Origin of the sequence: Thermotoga caldifontis AZM44c09, from assembly GCF_000828655.1 — a bacterium.
In the GTDB taxonomy this organism is placed as follows: Bacteria; Thermotogota; Thermotogae; order Thermotogales; family DSM-5069; genus Pseudothermotoga_A; species Pseudothermotoga_A caldifontis.
In genome coordinates, this window is the sequence record NZ_AP014509.1 from 735,554 (window position 1) to 758,799 (window position 23,246).

The 23,246-nt window shown below is 51.8% G+C and carries 17 protein-coding genes and 3 tRNA genes; 5 read left to right on the forward strand and 15 right to left on the reverse strand.

What is annotated here, in order from left to right; translation table 11 throughout:
• Positions 1 to 12 precede the first annotated feature (12 nt).
• On the forward strand, positions 13 to 1,122 hold the full coding sequence (dnaN, locus tag TSP01S_RS03590) for a DNA polymerase III subunit beta (protein WP_041076540.1): 1,110 nt from the start codon (positions 13 to 15) through the stop codon (positions 1,120 to 1,122).
• Between the two features lie 5 nt (positions 1,123 to 1,127).
• A complete protein-coding gene (locus TSP01S_RS03595) occupies positions 1,128 to 1,799 on the forward strand; it encodes an ABC transporter ATP-binding protein (protein ID WP_144380626.1) in 672 nt (223 codons plus the stop codon).
• On the opposite strand, the gene TSP01S_RS03600 is transcribed toward TSP01S_RS03595, so the two are convergent.
• Positions 1,761 to 3,083 carry a TldD/PmbA family protein gene (locus TSP01S_RS03600; protein ID WP_041076542.1) on the reverse strand — a complete coding sequence of 441 codons (1,323 nt, stop codon included), beginning with the start codon at positions 3,081 to 3,083 and terminating at the stop codon, positions 1,761 to 1,763. The two genes, TSP01S_RS03595 and TSP01S_RS03600, sit on opposite strands and share 39 nt — an antisense overlap.
• Positions 3,080 to 4,468, reverse strand: a complete 1,389-nt coding sequence (locus TSP01S_RS03605) for a TldD/PmbA family protein (RefSeq protein ID WP_041076544.1) — start codon at positions 4,466 to 4,468, stop codon at positions 3,080 to 3,082. The genes TSP01S_RS03600 and TSP01S_RS03605 overlap by 4 nt, the downstream gene beginning before the upstream one ends.
• 83 nt (positions 4,469 to 4,551) lie before the next feature.
• Here TSP01S_RS03605 and TSP01S_RS03610 point away from each other — a divergent pair, with 83 nt between their 5' ends.
• Positions 4,552 to 5,625 (forward strand): THUMP domain-containing class I SAM-dependent RNA methyltransferase, encoded by a 1,074-nt coding sequence (locus tag TSP01S_RS03610; protein ID WP_041076545.1) that lies wholly within the window; start codon positions 4,552 to 4,554, stop codon positions 5,623 to 5,625.
• Positions 5,626 to 5,664: 39 nt separating this feature from the next.
• On the opposite strand, the gene TSP01S_RS03615 is transcribed toward TSP01S_RS03610, so the two are convergent.
• From TSP01S_RS03615 to TSP01S_RS03675, 13 genes are all read right to left on the reverse strand, one after another.
• Complete coding sequence (locus TSP01S_RS03615; RefSeq protein WP_041076547.1) at positions 5,665 to 10,617, reverse strand: DNA-directed RNA polymerase subunit beta'; 4,953 nt, start codon at positions 10,615 to 10,617, stop codon at positions 5,665 to 5,667.
• 25 nt (positions 10,618 to 10,642) lie between these two features.
• Positions 10,643 to 14,161, reverse strand: coding sequence for a DNA-directed RNA polymerase subunit beta (gene rpoB, locus TSP01S_RS03620; RefSeq protein WP_041076549.1), 3,519 nt, complete (start codon positions 14,159 to 14,161; stop codon positions 10,643 to 10,645).
• Positions 14,162 to 14,318: 157 nt separating this feature from the next.
• A complete protein-coding gene (gene rplL / locus TSP01S_RS03625; RefSeq protein WP_041076551.1) occupies positions 14,319 to 14,720 on the reverse strand; it encodes a 50S ribosomal protein L7/L12 in 402 nt (133 codons plus the stop codon).
• Positions 14,721 to 14,722: 2 nt separating this feature from the next.
• Positions 14,723 to 15,283 carry a 50S ribosomal protein L10 gene (gene rplJ / locus TSP01S_RS03630; RefSeq protein ID WP_041076553.1) on the reverse strand — a complete coding sequence of 187 codons (561 nt, stop codon included), beginning with the start codon at positions 15,281 to 15,283 and terminating at the stop codon, positions 14,723 to 14,725.
• Between the two features lie 161 nt (positions 15,284 to 15,444).
• Complete coding sequence (gene rplA, locus TSP01S_RS03635; RefSeq protein WP_041076555.1) at positions 15,445 to 16,152, reverse strand: 50S ribosomal protein L1; 708 nt, start codon at positions 16,150 to 16,152, stop codon at positions 15,445 to 15,447.
• Positions 16,153 to 16,173: 21 nt separating this feature from the next.
• A complete protein-coding gene (gene rplK, locus TSP01S_RS03640; RefSeq protein ID WP_041076557.1) occupies positions 16,174 to 16,599 on the reverse strand; it encodes a 50S ribosomal protein L11 in 426 nt (141 codons plus the stop codon).
• A 49-nt stretch (positions 16,600 to 16,648) separates the two neighbouring features.
• A complete protein-coding gene (gene nusG, locus TSP01S_RS03645) occupies positions 16,649 to 17,713 on the reverse strand; it encodes a transcription termination/antitermination protein NusG (protein WP_041076559.1) in 1,065 nt (354 codons plus the stop codon).
• Between the two features lie 5 nt (positions 17,714 to 17,718).
• Complete coding sequence (gene secE, locus TSP01S_RS03650) at positions 17,719 to 17,916, reverse strand: preprotein translocase subunit SecE (RefSeq protein WP_041078401.1); 198 nt, start codon at positions 17,914 to 17,916, stop codon at positions 17,719 to 17,721.
• A gap of 29 nt (positions 17,917 to 17,945) precedes the next feature.
• Positions 17,946 to 18,022, reverse strand: a tRNA-Trp gene (locus TSP01S_RS03655).
• Between the two features lie 4 nt (positions 18,023 to 18,026).
• The gene (gene rpmG, locus TSP01S_RS03660; RefSeq protein WP_041076561.1) at positions 18,027 to 18,173 is read right to left on the reverse strand and encodes a 50S ribosomal protein L33; all 147 of its coding nucleotides are present in this window, start codon (positions 18,171 to 18,173) and stop codon (positions 18,027 to 18,029) included.
• 28 nt (positions 18,174 to 18,201) lie between these two features.
• Positions 18,202 to 18,288 (reverse strand) — tRNA-Tyr (locus tag TSP01S_RS03665).
• A gap of 11 nt (positions 18,289 to 18,299) precedes the next feature.
• Positions 18,300 to 18,375 (reverse strand) — tRNA-Thr (locus TSP01S_RS03670).
• Between the two features lie 120 nt (positions 18,376 to 18,495).
• A complete protein-coding gene (locus TSP01S_RS03675; RefSeq protein WP_041076563.1) occupies positions 18,496 to 20,307 on the reverse strand; it encodes an aldehyde ferredoxin oxidoreductase family protein in 1,812 nt (603 codons plus the stop codon).
• A gap of 82 nt (positions 20,308 to 20,389) precedes the next feature.
• Here TSP01S_RS03675 and TSP01S_RS03680 point away from each other — a divergent pair, with 82 nt between their 5' ends.
• Together TSP01S_RS03680 and glyS are read left to right on the forward strand one after the other, a co-directional pair.
• Positions 20,390 to 21,229, forward strand: coding sequence for a glycine--tRNA ligase subunit alpha (locus tag TSP01S_RS03680; RefSeq protein WP_041076565.1), 840 nt, complete (start codon positions 20,390 to 20,392; stop codon positions 21,227 to 21,229).
• Entirely contained in the window at positions 21,230 to 23,245 is a 2,016-nt protein-coding gene (gene glyS / locus TSP01S_RS03685) for a glycine--tRNA ligase subunit beta (protein WP_041076567.1), read from the forward strand.
• Position 23,246 lies beyond the last annotated feature (1 nt).

Below are 23,246 nucleotides of genomic sequence, written 5' to 3' on the forward strand. Positions count from 1 at the left end.
GGAGGTGTGATCGTGGCGAGGATAGCTGTGGACACGCAGGAGCTGGTGAACAAAATATCTGTGGTTTCGAAGGTGGTTCCTTCCAAAGCGATAAAACCGATCCTCGGTTGCGTCCTGTTCGATCTGAACGAGGACGGGGTATACCTTCTGGCTTCGGATCTTGAGACAGGCGTCAAGGCGAGACTGAACTGTGAGTACGAAGGTTTCGGAAGGTTCGCTGTGGATGGGAAAGTTCTCTACGAGGTCGTGAAAACGTTGCCGTCGGACGTTGGAGCTAACCTCGAGATCACCCCCACGAGTCTTTCCATCGAGTGCGGCAGGAGCAAGTTCAAGCTGTCTGTTGTGGATCCGAGCGATTTTCCAGAAGTGTCCCTATCCGAGTCCAGCGTGAGTTTTGAGATCGAAGCGGGCGTTCTTCACAGCATGATCGATAGGGTCATCTTTTGTGCCGCCACCGACGAATTCATGAGAAACCTCAACGGGATCTACTGGGAACTTGGCAACGGTTTTCTCAGGCTGGTGGCGTCGGACGGTTTCAGGCTCGCCCTGGCAGAAGAAAGACTTGACATACAGACTGAGGAAGGCTTAGGTTTCCTGCTGTCCCTCAAGAGTATGAAGGAGCTCATGAACGTTGCACAGAGCTGTGAGGGGAAGAGCCTGAGAGTTGAATACGACGGAAAGAGGATCGGCATCCTGGCGACGGATGTGGAAACTTTGATGAGGATCGTCGAAGTGGAATTTCCCGATTACAAGAGGGTTCTACCGAAGGCGTTCAAGACGAAAGTCGTGGCATCGACCAACGACCTCGTGGAAGCTCTCAGAAGAACGATGGTGATAGCCAAACGCGGCAGCGAATCCATAAGGGTTGAAGTGATGGAGAACACGCTCGTTTTGAGCAGCAGAAGTCCGGACTTTGGCGAGGTGAGTGAGGAATTAGAGGTGAAAAAGGAAGGCGAAGACGTGATCGCGGCTTTCAACCCAAAGTTCCTCATCGAAGCGTTGAGGCGTATAGAAACAGAGGAAGTGGAGTTGAACTTCATAGACAGCACCAGCCCGCTGCAGATCAACCCGCTCGAGGTTGAAGGATATCTCTACGTCGTGATGCCGATAAGGATCGTGTGAGAAAGATGGAGTTGATTTTCGAACGTGTAACGAAGAAGTTTTCAGACACCGTGGCCATCAAAGATGTGAGCTTCGACGTTCGAGCATCCTGTATAGCCTTTGTTGGTGGAAACGCTGCGGGTAAATCCACACTGCTCAAGCTGATCGCCACCGTTCTCAAACCTGACGAAGGCAGAATCGTGATAAACGGTATCGATGCTGTGAAGCGACCCGGATTGATAAGAAAAAATCTGTCGTACGTGCCCGAAGAACCTGCCCTCGTGGAGACGTTGACGGCGCGTGAGAATCTCGCACTGTTCAGCAGGATCAAGGGAAGCAAATGTGATCATAGATTGATCCAACTGCTGCAGTTAGAAATCAACGGTAGAAAACTCGTCAGGAAACTGTCCAAGGGAACGCGCAGGAAACTATCTCTCTGCATGGCTCTACTTGGAGAACCAAAAATCTTGGTGCTGGATGAACCCACGAACGGGCTGGACGAGGAAGCGAAGCGGATTTTCTGGAAAGAACTGGCTGAACTGAAAGAAGAAGGCGTGGCGCTGGTCATCGCCACGCACGATGTTGAAGAGGTGCAAACGCTGGCAGATGTCATAGTCAACCTGGACAGAGGCAGGGTTGTGAGCATCCAGCGTGTGAATTCAGCTGCCAGCCACGTCCAACTCCGATACGATCACTGATGGTCCATACCAGTTGACGGAAACTACGTCGCTGTCGGCGCCCACCATTTCGATTCTCTGGAGTAGTTCGAGGAAATTGCCAGAAATTGTGAACTGTTCGACGGGCTCAACGATCTCACCGCCCGCCACTCTGTAACCGTTGGCGCCCAGAGAAAATTCCCCGGATACCGGTCTGACACCCGAGTGCAGCCCATCGAGCGCGATGACTATCAAACCCTCGTTCAGGTGCTTGACCAAACCTTCGTAATCGAGAGAACCTGCGGGCAGAACCACGTTCAGAGGCACACACCTCTGGCCGAACACGTTTCCGGTGGGCATCACGTTGTCCTTCCTGGCCGACTTTATGGAATGAAAGAAGGTGGTGAGCACGCCGCGATCGATGAACGTCTTCCTCGACGTTGCCACACCTTCATTGTCGAAAGAACGTTTCAGTGGAAGCTTTTCGAAAAACGGATCTTCCACCAAATTCAACACTTCTGCGCCGATCCTCTGACCCAGTTTTCCCTTCAGTGGGGAAAGGCCTTTCTGCACGGCTTCGGCGGAGAAGATGGATGAGAACGCGAAGAAAAGCTGCGCGAAGACATCCCGACGTAGCAAAATTCTGTACTTCCCACTCTTCACGTTTTGGGCGCCGAGCTGTGAAACTGCTTCAGAGGCTGCCTCCTCTGCGACCCTGTCGACGTCGATCTCGCTCGGCTGCGAACCGTATCTGGAGCGAAAGCCCCTCTTAGGTTTTTTCCCATCGGAGGCCACCAGATAGACGAAGGCTGCACCGTAACCGAAGCTTTCTTCCAGCTCCAGACCCTTCGTGTTGAACAGAAGAATTTCAGAGTTCTGATGGCCATAACCGCTCATGATGACGTTCTGAATCCTTTTGTCGTACGATAACGATTTTTCTTCCATTCTTTTCGCCAGTTCTATCTTCTCCCTGACCGACATTCTTTCGAAAGGATCGTCGTAGCTGAAAGGTTCACGTTCTGGAGGTTCGTGCCAGACATCGTCCTCATCGAGGGTGTCCGTGATCATGAAGTTCTCGTAAGCGCTCTCGACGAGGAATTTTGCGGAAGTTTCGTCCATGATCTCCGTGGTCGCGAAGCAGGATTTCTTGTTCTTCACAGCTTTCAACGTGACCTTTCTTGAGGAAGCGTCTGTGTAGTTCTCGATCTTTCCCTTGCTGACAACGACCTCGAATTCTTTCTGGCTGGAGATGAGCACTTCGCAATCGTCGAATCCCTTCTTCTTTGCCAGGGAAAAAACGGTTTCGGCGAACTGTTTCTCTCTCATCTCTTTCGCCCCCCAACGATCAGCTCCTTCACGCGGATCGTAGGTTGTCCGACGTCTGCAGGTACAGAACCGGATATGGAACCGCACATGCCTTGACCCCTCGCGAGGTCGTTCCCGACCATGTCTATGTTGTTTATCACTTCGATACCTTTACCTATCAGTGTCGCACCGCGTACGGGCTTGGTGATCCTGCCTTTTTCGATCAGGTAACCTTCCATGACGGCGAAGTTGAACTCGCCCGTGGCAGGATGCACCGAGCCGCCTCCCATGCGCTTGGCGTAGAGTCCGTAATCCGTGGCGGAGATGATCTCTTCCGGCAGATACTTACCTGGCATTATGAAGGTGTTGCTCATTCTGGATGTCGGTATGAACTTGTAACTTTCCCTGCGTCCACAGCCGTTGGGCTTCATGTTCATCTTCTTCGCGTGGAACCTGTCAACCAGATAGTTTTTCAGCACACCGTTTTCGATCAACACGTTGCGCTGGGTTGGAGTTCCCTCATCGTCGATGTTGCTCGAACCCCACGCGTTCGGTATCGTCCCGTCGTCCACGGCCGTGACGCAGTCCGCGGCGACTTTCTGACCGAGTTTGTTCGCGAAAACCGAGGCACCCTTCGCGACGGATGTCGCTTCCAGGGCATGCCCGCACGCTTCGTGGAAGATGACACCTCCAAATTCGTTCGCTATCACCACGGGCATCTTGCCGGCCGGTGCGTGCTCGGCTCGAACCATTCTGTCCGCTATCCTCGCGGCCTCCGCACCTATGTCTTTCGGGTCGTGAAGGTTGAAAAACTCAAGTCCCATGGAAGCACCAGGTCCGTAGAAGCCCGATTCCTGCTCTCCATCCTTCGATGCGACTGCGGTGACCATCAGCCTCGTCTTGATACGTCTATCGCTCGCCATGGTCCCTTCAGAGTTCGCGATGAAGACTCTCTGATCGTAATCCCAGTACCGGACCACGACCTGTGAGATGAGGTTCGAATAGTTCTTCGCTCCTTCGTACGCGAGTTTCATGATCTTCGCTTTGTCCATTTTCGAAACTTCCAGAGGGTGCAGAACGATGATGTGAGAATTCTTCACGTCTAAATTCGTGAGGTTCATCGGTTTGAACTGCGCAGGCTGTGTTTCCAGCACTTCGATCAACCTGTCCACCATGGCGAAAAGTTGCTTCTCCGATGGATCGTTCGTGTAAGCGTAGACCTGCTGATCTTCCTTGAACAATCTCAAGCCGAGCCCGAAGTCTCTCTCGCTGCTCGCAGAGTCGATCCTTCCGTCGATCAGGGTTATCCTCGTGTCGAACCTGTCCTCCACGAAGATCTCGACGAAATCTGCACCCTTACTGAGACCGTAATTGATGATTTTCTCCACGAGACTGGCTTCGAGCAAACCGATCACCCCTAAAACAGATTCTACCATTTTAAGTTCGCATCCCGTACTTGTTTCGTCTTATACTCTTGGGGGTGAGAGTTTTGGAGCTGGTCGCGCTCTGCACGTCCGGGCTGGAAGGAGCAGTTTGTAAAGAGCTGAAAGATATGAACTTCAAGATTTTGAAAGTGACCGCGGGTCACATACACTTCGCCGGTGAGCTTTCTGACGTCGCGAAGCTCAATCTGATGTTGCGCAGCGCGGAGCGCGTGCTGATAAAGATGGCCGAGTTTGAAGCAAAGACCTTCGACGAACTCTTCGAAGGAACCTTCAGCGCCGACTGGCAGGACCTGGTCCACGATCGGGCCACGCTGATCGTTGAGAAGGTGAAAGTGCGTAACTCCAAGCTCTCAGCAACCGGAGCGATCGCTTCGGTGGTCAAAAAGGCCGTCTATGAAAAAATTGAATCCAAGAACGAACCGGACGGAACCGTCTATCCCCTGTACGCGTACCTGAAGAACGACATCGTGAGCGTGTTTCTGGACACCACAGGGTCACGCGCGCTGAGCAAACGGGGCTACAGATTGAAAACTTCGATCGCTCCCTTGAGAGAGACGATAGCGGCTGGCTTGATCATCGTGAGCGGTTGGAACACTCAGAGACTGCTGGTCGATCCTTTCTGTGGCAGCGGAACGATCTGCATAGAGGCCGCGCGGATGGCACTGGGTATCCTCAACGATGGGAGGGAGTTCGCGTTCCAGAGTTGGCCGATCTTCAAAGATGTGAGGATGGAAAAGGTAGATACCAAGAAGCGGGAGAATCGACTCGTTTCGCTCGGTTTCGACAAAGATCCATCGATGGTATCGATTGCCCGTGAGAACGCACTGAGGGCGGGTGTGAACGATTCTGTCAGATTCTTAAACAAGGCTTTCGAAGAGCTGGAAAGCTTCAAAAATGTTCATGTGGTGACTAATCCCCCGTACGGGCTCAGGATCAAAAACGTTGACGAAGATTTTCACTCACACCTTGCGAGGTTGTTCGACATTTTCGAAGACTCGACCGTCTGCTTCCTGAGTCCAGCAGCGGATCTGGAACGTGTTTTCAAGCGGAAGGCATCGAAGAAGATCAAGTTTCAAAACAGCGGTGTGTGGACCTACTTTTATATCTTCGAATCCTGATGTGAAACAGAAAGGGCCCCACGCGGGGCCCCGACATGTTCACGCCATCTTTTCTTCTTCCGCTGCGCGTGGAGTTTCTTCGATCTGAATGTTCGCGAATATCTCCAGACCCGTACCGGATGGTATGAGCTGGCCCACGATCACGTTTTCTTTCAATCCTTTCAGGTAATCGATCCTACCTTCGATCGCGGCTTCCGTTAGTACCTGTGGCGTTTGCTGGAACGAGGCCGCGCTGAGCCATCCTTCCTGTTCCAGCGATGCTTTGGTGATTCTCAGCAGCCTCCTTCTGTACTTCATGGGCTCTTTGGGTGCGATCTGGTAGGTCGTGGGTCTGCCTTCCTCCATCACAACGATCTCTTTCACGCCTGCGGCGACAGCTTTTTCAACGATCTCTTCTGTGACTTCTGCACCCTCTGGAGCTATTTCCTCAACCTCGTCTTTGAGCTTCGCCACGATCTTCTTGGCGAGAATTTTTCCAACCACGGCGTTTCTGTTGCTCTGCACGTGTGCGTTCGCTTTCAGTATTTCGTCGTTTATTCGTCTCGCTTCGGCTAACGTCAGCAGCTCACCGGGCAGATAATCCGTATCTCCAGGATCGATGACTTCCACCCTGCTGAGCATCTGCCTGATGATTATTTCGAAGTGTTTGTTGTGTATCTCCACACCCTGTTCGTGGTAAACTTTTTGCGTTTCCGTGAGCAGGTACATCGCCGTGGCTTCAACACCGAGCGTGTCCATGAGTTTTCTGAGTTTTACGGCTCCAGTGGTGAGCATCTGACCGGGCAGCACTTTCTGACCTCTGCTCACATTCTCTTTCACCTTTTCAGGGACCTCGTACTCGTGTATCTCACCGGAGAGGTCTTCGACGTAAATCTTCTTCTTTCCATCGACTTCCTTTATGTCCTTCACCCAGCCAGAGACAGTGCAGAACACTCCTTCTGGCTCCTTGAGCTTCTTTCTCGCTTCGAAGAGTTCTTCAGCCCTCGGCAGACCCTGTGTTATGTCGGCCGCCGTCGCGATACCACCGGTGTGGAAGGTTCTCATGGTGAGCTGTGTTCCAGGTTCTCCTATGGATTGCGCCGCGATTATTCCCACAGCCTCACCGACGTTGACCACTTTGTGGTTCGACAAGTCCATGCCGTAGCACATCGCACAAACACCGTGTTCAGCTTCGCAGGTCAGCGGCGATCTCACGTAGATGTTCGGCCTTACTTTGACGGAACTGACACCGTTCTGTTCGAGCACCATCGCCGTCACTTCATCGATCTCTTCCTGGAACACGAGCAACTGCTTCTCACCTTTCTTGTCCATGACCGTTTCCTGAGCGATCGTTCCGACGACGGGATAGACCTTTATCTTGATCTGTTTCTTACCCGCGTTGCGAGCGTTTCTAACCAGGTCCCAGGTGACCTCACTTCCGGCCTCGTAAACAGAACCATCCTCGAGCCTGATTTCTTCATCCGTAATCGCGTATGCAGATGGTAACTGCAGGCTCTGCAGATCCAGGACCTGTTCAACGCAAACGGGAACAGAAACGACGTATTCTGAGAGGAACTTCGCATCATCGTCGGACAACATCGTGTTTCTGACGTACTCGCGGCCCGTATTCGGATTCTTCACGACTTCTCCTGTGAGCGGATCGATGACGTCCCTTGCGAGAATTCTACCGAACAGGAAATCCTTCAACTCCTGCACAGTCAAGGTACCACTTATGAGTTTCATCGCTTTGATACCGTTTTCTGTACCGCAGTCGGTCATCGTTATGAACACGCCCTGAGCCACGTCGACGAGCCTCCTGGTGAGGTATCCTGCCGAAGATGTCCTGAGTGCGGTGTCAGCGGCTCCTTTTCTTGCACCGTGCGTCGAGATGAAGAACTCGAGTGAACTCAAACCTTCGCGGAAGTTCGAGATTATGGGTATTTCGATCGTTTTTCCTGACGGGTCTGCCATGAGGCCCCTCATGCCTGCGAGTTGCTTGACCTGGTCTATGTTACCCCTCGCACCGGACTTGACCATCATGAACACGGGGTTGAACGGATTCTCACCGAGCGCTTCATAAGTGACCTTCTGCACTTCCTTTGTCGCGTCTGTCCATATCTTTATGATCTCCTTGTACCTTTCTTCATAGGTGAGGAACCCTTCCAAGTACTCTTGTTCGACCTTTTCAACCTTGCTCAGGGCATCTCTTATGATCTCGTCCTTCTTCGGTGACACAACCAGGTCTTTGAGCGAGATCGTGAGTCCAGAAACGGTCGCGTAGTGGAAACCGAGATCTTTTATGTCGTCGAGCAGATCTGCCGTCGTTTCCATGCCGTGCCGCTTGAAGGTTTCGTATATGAGCTCTTTGATCTCGTTCTTGCCGAACGTCTTGGAGTAGTCCCTCAGATCTTCCGGAACGATCTCGTTGAATATGATGCGCCCAACGGTGGTTTTGACTATTCTTTCTTCACCGTTCTGTTTGACTCTGGCCATCACGGGTGTGTGCAATCCGACCCAGCCCAGCGAATGGGCCAAGATGGCCTCTTCAGGCGAGCTGAACCTGAACTTGATCCTGTCGATGCTCATAGAGTCGTAGTCTCTGTTCACTGCGGTGAGATAGTAGATACCGACTATGATATCCTTTCCCGGCATAGAGATGGGCTGCCCGTGCGCGGGAGATATGATGTTGTACCTCGACAGCATCAGATAACGAGCCTCTGCCTGTGCGGCGGCCGAAAGAGGTACGTGCACTGCCATCTGGTCTCCGTCGAAGTCAGCGTTGAAGGGTGGACAGACCAGAGGATGCAACTGTATCGCGTTGCCTTCTATCAGCTTCGGTTCGAAGGCCTGTATCGACATTCTGTGCAGTGTCGGAGCGCGGTTGAGGAGCACGGTTTGCCCTTTGATGACTTCCTCCAGAACGTCCCATGCTTCAGGCATCTCGCGTTCTATGATGGCTTTCTTCAGTTTTCTGGCGGTCCTGCTGCTTTCTCCACTATCTTCAAGCAGCTTCGCGAGCACGAACGGTTTGAAGAGCTCCAGAGCCATCTTCTTCGGCAAACCGCACTGGTGGATCTTCAGCTCCGGACCGACCACTATGACGGCCCTTCCGGAATAATCTACGCGCTTACCCAGCAAGTTCCTCCTGAAGCGACCCTTCTTGCCCTTCACGAGATCTGTTAGGGATTTCAGGGGCCTGCCGTTTCTGTCGGTGACGGGTCTGCCGATCCTACCGTTGTATATCAGACTGTCAACGGCTTCCTGGAGCATCCTCATCTCGTTTCTGATCATGACTTCAGGTGCGTTCAGTTCCAGGAACCTCTTCAACCTGTTGTTCCTGTTTATAACCCTCCTGTAGAGATCGTTCAGGTCAGTCGTTGCGAACCTGCCTCCGTCGATCTGGATCATGGGTCTCAGTTCAGGAGGTATCACCGGGAGTGCTTCCAGAACCATCCATTCAGGTCTCGTACCGGATTTGATGAGACTCTTGACGATCTTCAACCTTCTCAACAGCTTCAGAGCCCTACCACTGCTCTTTGGAAGCTCTGCGAGCTCGGCCTCTATCTGCGCTCTCAGTTTTTCGAGATCTATCATTTCGAGCAGTTTCTTCACGGCAGCGGCCCCGTAATGTGCTTCGATCTTGCCAGGATAGAGCTCTTTGTAAGCCTCGTATTCATTCTCCGTTATGATGGAACCTACCGTCAACCCGGTTTCCTTGGCGAGTTCTTCGTCTATCCTGGTGATGGCGAGGATAGGTCTATCGTTCTCAACTTCCGTTTCCACGGTGAACTGATCGGGATAGTATTCTTGGAAGATCCTGTACTCACTCAGAGACAGATGTTCATCTTCAAAAAGGAACCTGTCCGCGAGGTAGTCGCCAGCCTTCACCTTGTCACCATCGTTGACGTATGCGAGAGCGCCCTCGAATATGGGATACTTCTTCTCTGCCGCAACCTGTTCGATGTAGACAGATCCCGAGGACAGAACTTCGTAAGAACCGTCCTCGAGAGGTCTGACGTTCAGTTCTTTTCCAAACACGACCCGTCCTGAGGCAGGACTCTTTACGGCCTGAATCACTCCTGCGGTCCAGATCTGGTCTCCAGCTTTGACCTTCGCCCCATTCTTAACGGTGAGTCGGCAGCAGTAGGGGATGGAAAGCGTCAACGGTTGTTCTTTGCTCGTCGCGTGTGGTTTCAAAGTCAGGCTGGAAGTCAACTCATCGATCTCGACAGTTCCATCGAACGGAGCGTAGAACGCTGGTATCTGTTTTTCGGCGACCAGGATGTCGTTCTCGGATACCTCCTGGTTGTTCTTAACCAGAAGGATCATCCCGGGGAAGAGCTGCACCTGCGATTTGACAACGTTCCTGACGGTGATCCAGGTTATGGTCCTTCCAGTGTTGGAACGCTCGTTCTTCACGCTCACTTCACCGTCTATTTCGGATATGACCGGGGTCTTCGGGTTCTTAACTATGACCGCCTGTTCGGCTTCGAAGTCCAGAACTTTCTTGTATATGTTGTACTCCGTTTCGTATATTATGTCGCCTTCGGCGAACTGCGTCTTCTTCGAATTGGTAACGATGTAAGCCTTCTCTATGATGCGCCTGCTTCCGTAGTAGATGATGTTTTCAAGGTCCCGTGTCGGTATGTTCAGCAGAGTGGACAGAATGCTCGGTGTACTCTTCAGATACCATATGTGAACTACCGGTGCGGCGAGCTCTATGTGCCCCATCCTCTTCCTTCTGGATTCTTTCGATTCCACTCTCACGCCGCACCTCTCGCAGACCGTTCCTTCATATTTCTTGCCTTTGTACTTTCCGCAGGCGCACTCATAATCTTTCGTGGGTCCAAATATCTTTTCACAGAAGAGCCCATCGCGTTCAGGTTTGAAGGTTCTGTAGTTTATGGTTTCTGGCTTTTTGACTTCCCCGCTCGACCAGCTCCTGATCGTATCGGGGGAAGCCACACCTATCTTCACTGCGGCTATCTTCCTTTTGAAGGTGGAAATGGCCATCCTTCTTCCCTCCTCGGCGCTCACATCAGAACCTGTCGATGTCGATCTCGTTACCGTTTTCATCGTAGACTCTCACATCGAGCGCCAATCCTCTGAGTTCCTTTATCAAAACTCTGAAGCTTTCGGGTATTCCAGGTTCTGGTATGTTCTTACCCTTGAGGATCGCTTTGTAGACTTCGTTTCGACCCCTGATGTCGTCGGATTTTATCGTGAGCATTTCGTTCAGCGTGTGGGCGGCACCGTGCGCCTCCAGTGCCCAGACTTCCATCTCCCCGAACCTCTGTCCACCGAACTGGGCCTTTCCTCCCAGAGGTTGCTGGTGAATGAGCGAGTACGGACCTGTCGATCTGGCGTGGATCTTGTCGCGGGCTATGTGAATGAGCTTCATCATGTAGATGTATCCAACGACCACAGGTTCTGCAAATGGTTCACCCGTTCTACCGTCCCTCAGCAGAACTTTACCGGAAGGATTGTTTTCATCGTCGCCTTCTTCCAGTCCCACAGCTTTGCGCTCTTTGTACAGCCAGGGCAGGATATCGTCTTCCTTCGCTCCATCGAACACGGGTGTGGCGAACCAGCTGTTCGTCAGCTTTGCGAGCCATCCCAGGTGCGTTTCCAGGATCTGACCGACGTTCATCCTCGATGGCACTCCGAGGGGGCTAAGCACGATCTGTACCGGCGTTCCGTCCGGTAGGAACGGCATGTCTTCTCGCGGCAGGATCTTCGAAACGACACCCTTGTTTCCATGCCTACCCGCGAGCTTGTCTCCGACTTCAAGGGTCTTCTTGCACGCTATGTACACTTTCACCAGTTTGTTCACACCAGGACCGAGTTCCGCAACATCTTCTTTGTCGAACACCTGGACGTCGATGACCCTGCCTTCCGTTCCGTGAGGTAACCTCAACGAGGTGTCCTTAACGTCCTTTCCTCTTTCACCGAAGACGGACTGTATGATCTTTTCCTCCGGTGTCGTTTCTCCTTCTCCCTTCGGCGTGACTTTTCCAACGAGTATGTCCTGTGGCCCGACGTACGCTCCGATCCTGACTATCCCGTTCTCGTCAAGGTTCCTCAGAGACTCCTTGGGGACGTTCGGAATGTCTGCCGTGATCTCCTCCGGTCCGAGGCGTGTGTCACGTGCCTGGGTTTCATAAACTTCTATATGAACGGAGGTAAACACATCTTCCTCGAGCAACTCTTCGCTGACCAGGATGGCGTCTTCAAAGTTGTAACCTTCCCAGGACATGAACGCGACCAGAACGTTGCGTCCAAGCGCGAGCTCACCCATGTCTGTTGCCGGCCCGTCGGCTATGACCTCACCCTTTTTAACCCGATCGCCGACGTTCACAATGGGTCTCTGGTTTATGACCGTGTCCTGGTTCGTTCTGACGAACTTCATCAGCCTGTATTCATCAAGCACTGGCGCACCGTTCTTGTACAGGGGATTACCTTTCTCGTCGGTCCTGTGTATGACGATCCTTCTCGCATCAACTTTCTTCACGATGCCATCATGTTTGGCGGTGACCAGGTAACCAGAATACAGAGCCGCTTCGTGTTCCATACCGGTGGCGACGAACGGTGCCTCAGGTTTCAGCAAAGGCACAGCCTGTCTCTGCATGTTCGAACCCATGAGCGCCCTGTTCGCGTCGTCGTGCTCCAAGAAGGGTATGAGAGAAGTCGAAACGGAAACGATCTGCTTCGTGGATACGTCCATGAACTGGACCTTTTCTTTCTCAACGTAGAGGATCTTCTGCATGTACCTGGCAGGAACCCTGTCTTCAATGATGTTTCCGTTTTCATCGACCTTGACCGTGCACGGGGCGATGTAATAGTGTTCTTCCTCGTCGGCCGTCAGATAGACTATTTCGTCGGTGACCTTACCCTTTTTCACTCGCCTGTAGGGGGTTATCAAGAAACCGAACTCATCGACCGTTGCGTAGACGGCCAGTGAAGTGATGAGACCTATGTTCGCTCCTTCGGGTGTTTCGATCGGGCACATTCTTCCGTAGTGGGAATGATGGACGTCGCGGACCTCGAACCTCGCCCTCTCCCTCTTCAAACCGCCGGGTCCCACAGCGGTCAGCCTTCTTTTGTGCGTCAGTTCGGCGAGTGGGTTCACCTGTTCCATGAACTGCGAAAGAGGACTGGTGGCGAAAAACTGATTGATACCCGCGATGATCGTTTTTATGTTGATCAAGCTCTGCACGGAAATCTTGTCCAGCGAGTTGTAAAGGGTGAGCCTCTCCTGGATGAGGCGCTGCGCCTTCGAGAAAGCCCTTTCGAATTCAAGCTTGACGAGTTCCCCAACCGTTCTCACTCTCTTGTTACCAAGGTGGTCCTTGGTGTCCATTATCTCCGGATTTTTGCTCACTTCCAGCAGGTATCTCGTGGCCAGAACTATGTCCAGCGGCGTGAGAACGAGATCGGTTGGATTGTATTCCATCTGTTCAGCTTCAGCTTCGCTCATCTTCTTGACCTGGACCAGGTATTTTCGGTACGCTTGCTGGAGCTTGCGATTTATCTTGTAACGTCCAACCTGAGAGAGTTCGAACCTCTCCGGGGTGAAGTAAAGGCTGTTGAGGTAAGCCTTCGCGGCGTTCACCCTTGGGATTTCACCGGGTTTGAGTTTCCTGTAGATTTCCACGTACGCTTTGTTGGAATCCACTTCTCCGTAAGTACTGTTGAGTTTTTCCAGCGTTTTCTGTGCCGCCGGGTGTGCTCTGACAATGGTTGTGATCTTGGATTCTAAGATAGCCTTGGCGGCGTGTTCCGTGAGTACTCCGCCGCGTTCGACGACCTTTTCACCGTTGATGCTCACATCTTCGAGTACGATCGAACCAACGGCTTTCATCATCGTGTATTCGTCGTCTGCATCGATCTGTTCGGGGAAAAGATCGAGTATGTCCAGATCGTTCTCAAAACCGAGAGCCTTGAGCAACAGAAACAGGTTGATTCTCCTTTTTCTGTCTATTCGCGCGTAGAACATATCGTCCGCCGTGTTGTAGAGGATTTCGAGCCAGGCACCCCTCACAGGCAGGAAGTGGGCAACGTACACGGGGGCCGCAGCCTGAGTCTTGGGTATCTCATCGACGAAGTATACACCGGGTGCCCTCACGAGCTGGTTGACAACCACACGTTCCGCGCCGTTGATGATGAAAGTCCCGTTGTCCGTCATGTACGGGATGGAACCCAGGAACGCTTCCTCTTCTCTCATCTCTCCAGTGTTGACATCCACAATTCTGACGGTCGCGTATATCGGTACCTGATAAGTCAATCCCTTCTGCTTGCATTCTTCTATCGTGGCGTTTGGTTCTCCAACCCGTGTTGAAACGAACTCGAGTATGAAACCTTTCTCTCCTTTTCTCAGATCGCCTTTATGGGGTTGTGACACTATCGGGGAGAACTTTTTCAGTATGTCCATCAAACCCTTTTCCAGAAATTCTCTGTAGGATTCGAGCTGGATGGCTATCAGGTTCGGGACCTTCAGGGCATCAACAGTGCGGCCGAACGTTAACCGTTCGCGTTTGCCGTACACGACTGTTCGCATTTTATCACCTCGTCAGATCAACGGAGTGGAAACGCAGGGAAATGAACGAAGCCCGGGACGCAGGCACGCCTAATTATCATAGCATAAAACAACCTATACCAGCTCTGCTGGTATAGGTTTGATACAATCTTTTTGCAATTGAGAAAATTCGTTCACATCACTTCAAAATGACCTCTGCACCGGCTTCTTCGAGCTTCTTCTTGATCTCCTCAGCTTCGTTCTTCGGAACACCGCTCTTGACCACCGCGTCGGGGCTACCAGCTTTTTCGACGAGGTCCTTCGCCTCTTTCAGACCGAGTCCGGTGATTTCCCTTACGACCTTTATCACGTTGATCTTGTTGGCACCGTGGCTCTTCAAAATGACGTCGAACTCAGTCTTTTCCTCGGCGGCAGCTGCTTGGGCTGCTGGTGCCGCTCCAGCCGCTGGTGCCGCAACGGCTGCCACCGCAACGGGTGCCGCCGCGGTCACACCGAACTTTTCTTCCAACGCCTTAACCAGCTGTGCCAACTCCGCCACTGTGAGTTTTTCAATCGCCTCTACGATCTGTTCCACTGTCATCCTCAAACACCTCCAGCGCTTTCAGATTTCTTTTTCTCTTCAATCGCATTGAGAACGTACACAAGTTTTCTCAGTATGCCGTTCAGCGCGAACACCATACCGTAAATTGGACCTTGGAGTCTGCCGACGACCATCGCGTACAGCTCTTTCTTGGTGGGCAGATTGGCCAGTTCCGCCACCTGATCGCCGCTGAACGGTTGACGCTCGAGAAAACCACCTTTGAAGAAGTTCTCGAGCTTCTTTTCTTTTGCGAAATTCACAAGAAGTTTTAGTGCGTCTACGGGATCACCGTTCAGCAAGTAGAAAACTGCTGTCGGTCCTTTCAGGAATTTCTCGTACTGAGCCTCATCGTATTTTGCCGCAGCCAGGGCTATTGAAGCAAGGGAGTTTTTGACAACGGTCAGCTTGGCATCTTTTCCGAATTTCGAGTTGATCCTCCTGCGCAACTCCCTGAGCGTCGCGACGTCGAGACCGAAGAAGTTCACGAACACGAACAGGTTTGCCTTCGGAAACACTTCTTTCAGGTTCTCCAGAATCTGCCGCTTCTTCTCCTTCGTTATCAACTGCTGCACCTCCTTTCAACAAAAAGGGTCTCTTGTCACAAGAGACCCCCGCTCAACCAAAGCGCTCGCTTCCGATTCGCCTCGGTAGGCGGGGATGACCCCTTTAAGGATGTACCTACTTTCTTCGGCGATCCAGCGATTTTCCTTTTCAGATCGATTGTTCAGATTTTTGCAGCTTCCAGCTCAGAAAGGTTGAGCTTCACACCAACTCCCATCGTTGACGTAATTACGGCCTTTCTGATGAACTGACCCTTGATGCCCGCAGGTCTCATGGCTGATATCTGTTTATAAGCTGAGATGAGGTTCTCCTTGAGCTTTTGAGAATCGAAAGAACACTTACCGATGGGAAGATGTATCGAGCCTGTCTTGTCGCTCCTGACTTCGATCCTTCCCATTTTGAACTCCTTCACCGCAGCTGCAATGTCGTCGGTGACCGTGTTCGATTTTGGAGATGGCATCAAACCACGAGGTCCGAGGATTTTACCGAGCTTTCCAACCGATTTCATCATGTCCGGCGTTGCGATGGCCACGTCGAAATCCGTGAAACCTTCGTTGAGAATCTTTTCAACCAGTTCGTCTCCTCCTACGATATCTGCACCGGCCTTTTTGGCTTCTTCGGCCTTTTCACCTTTGGCGAACACCAACACTCTCACCGTTCTTCCAGTTCCGTGCGGTAAAACCACCGTCCCTCGAACTTGCTGTTCGGGTCGTTTTGGATCTATGTTCGTCGCAAGGTGGAGCTCAACCGTTTCGTCGAATTTCGCCGTTGCGTTCTTCTTAACGAGCTCGATGGCTTCATCGATGCTGTAGAATTTCGTTCTGTCCACCCTTTGTCTTATTTCAAGGTACCTCTTGGAGTGTCTCGGCATAAAGCCTCCTCCTTTTCTTCATCAGTCGACTATTTCGATACCCATGCTCTTCGCCGTACCTTCGATGATCTTTATGGCGGCCTGCAGATCGTTCGCTGTCAGGTCTGGCATTTTGATCTTCGCGATCTCTTCGATCTGCTTTCTCGTAACTTTTCCTACGATCTTCCTCTTTGGTTCACCCGATCCGGACTCGATGTTTGCCGCCTTTTTGAGCAGGAATGATGCGGGTGGTGTTTTCACAACGAAGCTGAAGGAACGATCCTCATAGACCGTCACTATGACTGGCAGAATCATACCAGCTTTGTCTGCCGTTTCCGCGTTGAACCTCTTGCAGAACTCCATTATGTTAACGCCACGCTGACCGAGCGCAGGCCCAACTGGTGGAGCAGGTGTGGCCTTACCTGCTGGTAACTGCAACCTCACCTGTGCTACGACTTTCTTAGCCATTCACGTTTCCCTCCTCTGTGGTTGCTGGGAACGACTCCCTCCCACGTTTTCATTGGATTTTCTCCACCTCAGAGACCCTCACCGTCACCGGTGTTTCCCTACCGAAGATGGTGACGGCCACCCTGAGTTCCTGTTTCATAGGATCTATTTCCTTCACGACTCCGGCGAAGTCTTCGAACGGGCCGGAGGTGATCTTCACCACGTCTCCGACCTTTATGTCCATCTCGATGCGCACGGGCTTTACTTTTTCTTCAAACGATTCGATACCCGCAAGCCTCAGGATCGCTCTCGCTTCACGTTGCTTCAACTCAAGCGGTTGGCCACCGGATGCAACGAAATCTATTATCCCCGGAACGGTTCTGGCGAACTGCCAGGTGTCGTCGTTCATCATCATTTCAACGAATATGTAGCCTGGAAACATTCTCTTCTTTTGGGTTTTGGCTATTCTTATTTCTTTGCGTGTTCCCAGGTCCACCACTTCTACCCGTCCATTTATGCTGGAGTATATTTTCCTACCTTCGGCGAGCAGTTCCCCATTCCTGACCTGCTTGCCCTTGTAAATCTTGTTCGCGTCGAAGAGCTCGTAAGGGATGTGGTAAACATCTATCTCTCCGTTTTCGCGTTGAACTTCCACACGTTTGACACGCTCGTTCTCGACTACTTTACCATCGATCTCGCATATGTATTCGGCATCTTGCGTCAACGGCATTCCTTGTCTGATGCGTGCACCAACTTTGATACCACTCACGAGTTTCGAACTTTCGGGTACGACGTACGTTTTGGAATATTTCTTGTCGATGGTCTCTACGGTTACCTTCCTGTAGTTCTTCACAGACACAACGGTCCCGCTGTGCCTGGCGTGAATCGCGGGTTCCTCCGCGAGAAGATCGCTCTTTTTGACGTCCGAGCCGGTTTTCACGTACAATTTCGCGTTCGGAGAAACCGAAAACCTCTTCAAAGATTTGCCGGTTGCATCTATTATGGTTTCCTCGGGAATGACGATACGGCCAAAGAACCTCTCATAACCGGTGGATTTGATCTTGGTTTCCAAGTTCTCCTTTGCGCTTTCTTCCTGACCTGCTATAGTCCTGAGTATGTACCATCTTTTTCTCATTCACATCACCCGATACCGAGTGCGCGCAGGATCGCCCTCACCCCGCCGGACAGAGCGAGGTCCAGCAGAAAGAAATAGATACCCATCACCGCAAGGATCAATATGACAACGGAAGTTGAGACCAAAAGTTCCTGCCGATTCGGCCAGTGGGTCTTCTTCGCTTCTCCCCACACTTCCCGAAAGAACTTTCTGAGTTTTTCCACAGAGTATCCCTCCAGCTGGCACAAAAAATTGGCAGGGCCGGCAGGACTCGAACCTGCAACCGCCGATTTTGGAGACCGGCGCTCTACCCAGTTGAGCTACGGCCCTGCGCTCATTTGGTTTCGACGTGCTCCGTATGCTTGTTGCAGTTCGGACAGTACTTTCTGAGACTCAGTTTTGTTTTCTTGGTGTTGTTCTTGTCGGTGTAGTAGTTTTTATGACCACACACGGAACACTTCAAGGCTATTTTAACTCTCATTCCTTACACCTCTTTCGTTGAAAGATGCTGGTGGTGAGGGGAGGATTCGAACCTCCGAAGGCAATCCGCCAGCGGATTTACAGTCCGCCCCCTTAGGCCACTCGGGCACCTCACCACCTCGCGGGCTGGAGCCAGCGAAGGGACTCGAACCCCCAACCTGCTGATTACAAGTCAGCCGCTCTGCCGGTTGAGCTACGCTGGCCCGTGGCCCTGAAAATTATATGCAAAATAACACCGAGTTGTCAATGATCGACCGCAATGATTAAAATACTACAAACCCTTACCTTTTGCTATTAAGTATTCGTTAGCTCAAAGTTGCGATTCATTTCAAGAAGGACTCCAACTCTCCCACGACGAAATCCAGATTCAGCCTTTTCAACGTTTCGATGGTCGGAACACCCCGCTCGTCCCAGCCACGGATTCTGTAATACTCGCTCAGGAGTTGATCGTACTGCTCTGGGTCCAGATGCTGACCGTCCACACCGTCTTGGAACCAACGTTTCGGTGGGTAATCCATCTTTCGATCCCAGTTTCCCTTGAATTCCCTCACCCAGTAAGACCTTATCAAGCTGTAAACTCTGTCTGCGGCCAAGAAGATGTCATCAAGGGTGTAGTTCTTACCAACGATGCTGCTCAGTATCTTTGCATACCATTCCAGATCGAGCCCGAGTTCGACCCACGGCAGTCTGCAAGCTGTGAGCATCTCGAACATACCGCCCCTGATTCTCTGCTGCTCCACGACTTTCTTCGCCTTTTCCGGAGAGTAATCCACCACGTATTCCTTGCCCGTCGACTCCTCCATGGGTGTCGAACCGATCTCCCACGCTATGACCCACGCTTCCTTGTGGTGCGCGCCGATGGCGCAGGTTCCATACGCGAGAGCCATCGCCGGATATATGTAGCAGTTGTAGGCGGAAACTTCCAGACCTTTCACGTGCATCGCGATGTCTTCAAGACCGAGTTGTTCGGAGGCTTTCTTGACCCCCTCAGCCAGCAGTTTACCCACTTCATCCTGCTTGAACACGATCCTTTTCGTGAGTTCTACCGCTCCCTCGTAATCTCCAAATTTTGGACAATCCTTAAGCACGCCACGTTCGGCCGCTTCCATGGCGAATCCTAAAACGGCTCCGAGAGAGATGGTGTCGACGCCGTATTCGTCTGCCAGCCTGTTGATGTGTGCCACCCTGTTCAGGAAAGCTATCCCGGTGTTCGGACCCAGCATTCCGACGTTCTCGTAGTCCAGTTCGCTCTCTTTTCCTTCGATGTCCAGCACGACGTTTCCACAGATCATGTTGCAGTTGGGACAACCTCTCCTTGAGACTTTCATGGCCTCCATCGCGTAGCCATCGACAGTCCTGGCGTACTCGAACCTGACCTGCGAGAAGTTCCTCGTTGGAAGTGCCCTGTTTTTGTTTGCCCATTCAACGGTGGCCATGGTTCCCTGACGTATCCAAAAGTTGTACGCCGGCAGGGTGGGAATCAACTTGAACACTTCACGGGTGTATTTTTCGAAGTTCTCTCTGTCTTTAACCTCGACATCCTTCGTGCCTCGAACGACTATCGCCTTCAGTTTCTTGCTTCCCATCACCGCACCAATGCCGGGTCTTCCACCCGCCCTTCCTTCCTGAGATATCACTACCGCATACTTCACCTGGTTTTCTCCTGCGGGTCCGATGCTCAAAACACCCACGTTACCGTGAACCTGTTTCAACCTCTTTTCCGTTTCGAAGGTGGACAACCCCCAGAGGCCCTCCGCACTCATTATGTGCACTTCATCATCGTCCACGTAAAGGTACACAGGCTTGTCAGAAGCACCCTCTACGATGATGGCCATGTAACCTGCCTTTCTCAGGTGCACCGACACCATGGTTCCGATGTTACCATCGCCGTAACCACCCGTGAGAGGACTCTTCGCCGCCAGGACGAGTTTTCCTCCGCTCGGCGTTCTGAGCCCGTTGAACGGTCCTGCGGCAACTATCAACTTGTTGTCCGGAGAAAGGGGATCCACGTTTTTGACCTCATCCCAGAGGATCTTGGCTGCCAGACCGCGTCCACCTATGAACCAATCGAGAACTTTTTCATCGATGGGTTCCTTCGTGATTTTCTTCGTCGTGAGATTGACCCGTAGTATCATGGAATCCAACCCCCTTGTTAACTTTTTCGCGTGATTATTCTACCACACGGTCGCTTATAATCTGTGCAGTGGAGGTGGCACGTTGTACCTACAGGATGTGATAGCAAAACTCAACGAATACTGGGCTTCGCTCGGCTGCATGATCGATCAACCCTACGATCTCGAAGTCGGTGCGGGTACGTTCCACCCATCGACGTTTTTCGGCTGCCTGAGAGAAGGAGAATGGAAGGTCGCGTTCGTTCAACCGAGTCGCCGGCCCACGGATGGAAGGTACGGAGAAAATCCGAACAGGTTACAGAGGTACTTTCAATACCAGGTCATCATCAAACCCTCCCCAGAGAACGCGCAGAAGGTTTATCTAGATTCCTTAGCGGCGCTGGGTATCGATCTCAAAAAGCACGATGTTCGCTTCATTGAGGATAACTGGGAATCACCGACGCTCGGCGCCTGGGGTGTTGGGTGGGAAGTATGGCTCGATGGCATGGAGATCACACAGTTCACTTACTTCCAGCAAATAGGTGGTATAAGTTTGAAGTCGATCCCCCTCGAGATCACCTACGGTCTGGAAAGGATCGCGATGTACCTGCAGGGCAAGAGCAACATCTTCGAAGTCATGTGGAACGAGAAAATATCCTACGGAGAACTTTACAGGGAGAACGAGAGACAGTTCTCGGAGTACAATTTCGAGTCTGCAGATGTGGAAAAGCTCTTCACGCTGTACGAAATTTTCTCCTCTGAGTTCGAATCGCAGATAAGATCGGGTCGGTACCTGGTCGCCTACGATTACATGGCGAAGTGCTCACACATCTTCAACCTGCTGGATGCGAGGAACGCGTTCAGCGTTACACAAAGGCAAGAGTTCATAAGGTCGATACGATCGATGGCCAGGCGCTGTGCAGAGGCTTTCAGAGGAGGGAACTGAATGGAAAACTGGGTCTTGTTCGAACTCGGTGTCGAAGAACTGCCCGCGAGTGAGATGGACTCGATAAAGCAACAGCTGAGCGAGCTCGTTCCAAATCTGCTCAACGAGGCCCGTGTAGGCTTTGGTTCGTACGAGGTGTTCGTGACGAACCGAAGGATCGCCGTGCGTTTGCAAAACGTTGCGGATAGACAGCAGGATATGGTGATAGAAAAACGTGGACCATCGGAAACAGTTGCGTTCTTGAATGGTCAGCCGACGAAGGCACTCCTTGGGTTTCTATCGTCGAATGGAGCCAGTTTGGAAGACGTCTTCGTGAAAGATGGGTACGTACACGTAAGGAAGTTCGTTGAAGGTAAGCACATACGGCAGATAATTCCCGAGGTGCTCGTTAAGCTCGTGGCTGGGTTGAAATTCACCAAACCGATGTGCTGGGGAAATGGAAACTTTGAATTCGTCAGACCTGCCAAATGGGTTCTTGCGTTGCTGAACAACGAGCCGATCCCCTTAGAAGTTTTCGGCAAGAGATCCGATAAGCGCACCATGTCTCACCCTTATTTAGAGAAGTGGATCGATGTCGAGCATCCAAAGGATTACGTTGAGTTGTTGAGAGAGAACCTGGTGCTCGTCGAAGAGAGTGAGAGGAAAAAATCGATCGAAAGACAGCTGGCTGAGATAGAAAAGGAATTCGCACTCGTTTGTGAAAGAGACCCTGCTCTCATCGAAAAGGTTTGCAAGATCACGGAATGGCCGGAGGCCATCGTCGGAAAATTCAGCGAGAAATATCTGCAGTTACCTCAAGAGCTGATAACAGTCACTGTGAAGCACCATTTGAGCGCTTTCTCAACGAGCAGAGACGGTAAACTCACCTGCTACTTCGTCGCTTTCATCGACAGGCCGAAAAACGATTCTCACATCATCGTGAAAGGTTACGAGAACGTGGTGAACGCGAGGCTTGAAGACGCCCGTTACTACTTCGATATAGATAGAAAGTACAGACTCGAAGATTTCAACGATAAGCTGAAGCAGATAGTCTTTCAAAAAGAGCTCGGAACGCTGTACGACAAGGTGCTTCGCATCAAGTCCTTGGTCCGTTACCTCGTCGAGAAGCTGTCTAAACGTTCCATCCTCGACAAGGCTCTGCGTGCCGCTGAGCTGAGCAAAGCTGACACGGCGACGCATGTCGTGTACGAATTTCCGGAGCTGCAGGGTGTCATCGGAAGGATCTACGCGGAGTTGGATGGCGAGGACAGATCCGTTGCGTTCGCCCTGCAGGACCAGTACTCGCAGGAACCTGAGAGCGAACTCGGTGCACTGATCGGTGTGTGCGATAGGGTAGATACCATCGTGGGCAACATCGCGATAGGTAATCTGCCCAGTGGGTCGAAGGATCCCTACGGTTTGAGGACCAAAGCTGACACGATCTACTGGTCGATCGTTCGTTTCGGGTGGGACATCGATCTTTCAGAACTGCTGCTCGAGGCGGCGAGACATCTGAATGTGGAGTTCGATGAAGACAAATTGTTCGAATTCATGAAATCGCGCTTCTACGCCTTTCTCATATCTCAAGACTTACCGTTCGACATCGCGCGCTCCGTGAACCATCTCTGGTCCAGACCTCTGCGCGGTCATCTGTCTGCCAGATCTCTCATGAAGGCGTGCCAAAGTGAGGATTTCAACAACGTCGCCATAGGTTTTGAAAGGGTGCACAACATCACAAAGAATCACGACAATAAGCACTTCGACGGTGCCCTTTTCGAAGAACAGGCAGAGATAGACCTGTTGAACCAGTTCGTATCCGTAAAGCCGAGAGTGATAGAAAGTATATCGAAACTCGACTACGACGAAGCGATCAGATACCTATCCTCTCTGAAACCCTACATAGACAGGTACTTCGACGAAGTGTTCGTCATGGTCGATCGTGAGGACATCAGGCGCAACAGGCTCGGTTTCCTCAAGAATATCGACGAACTGTTCATGCTCGTTGGCGATCTGACACACCTTGTGAGAAGAGATTGAA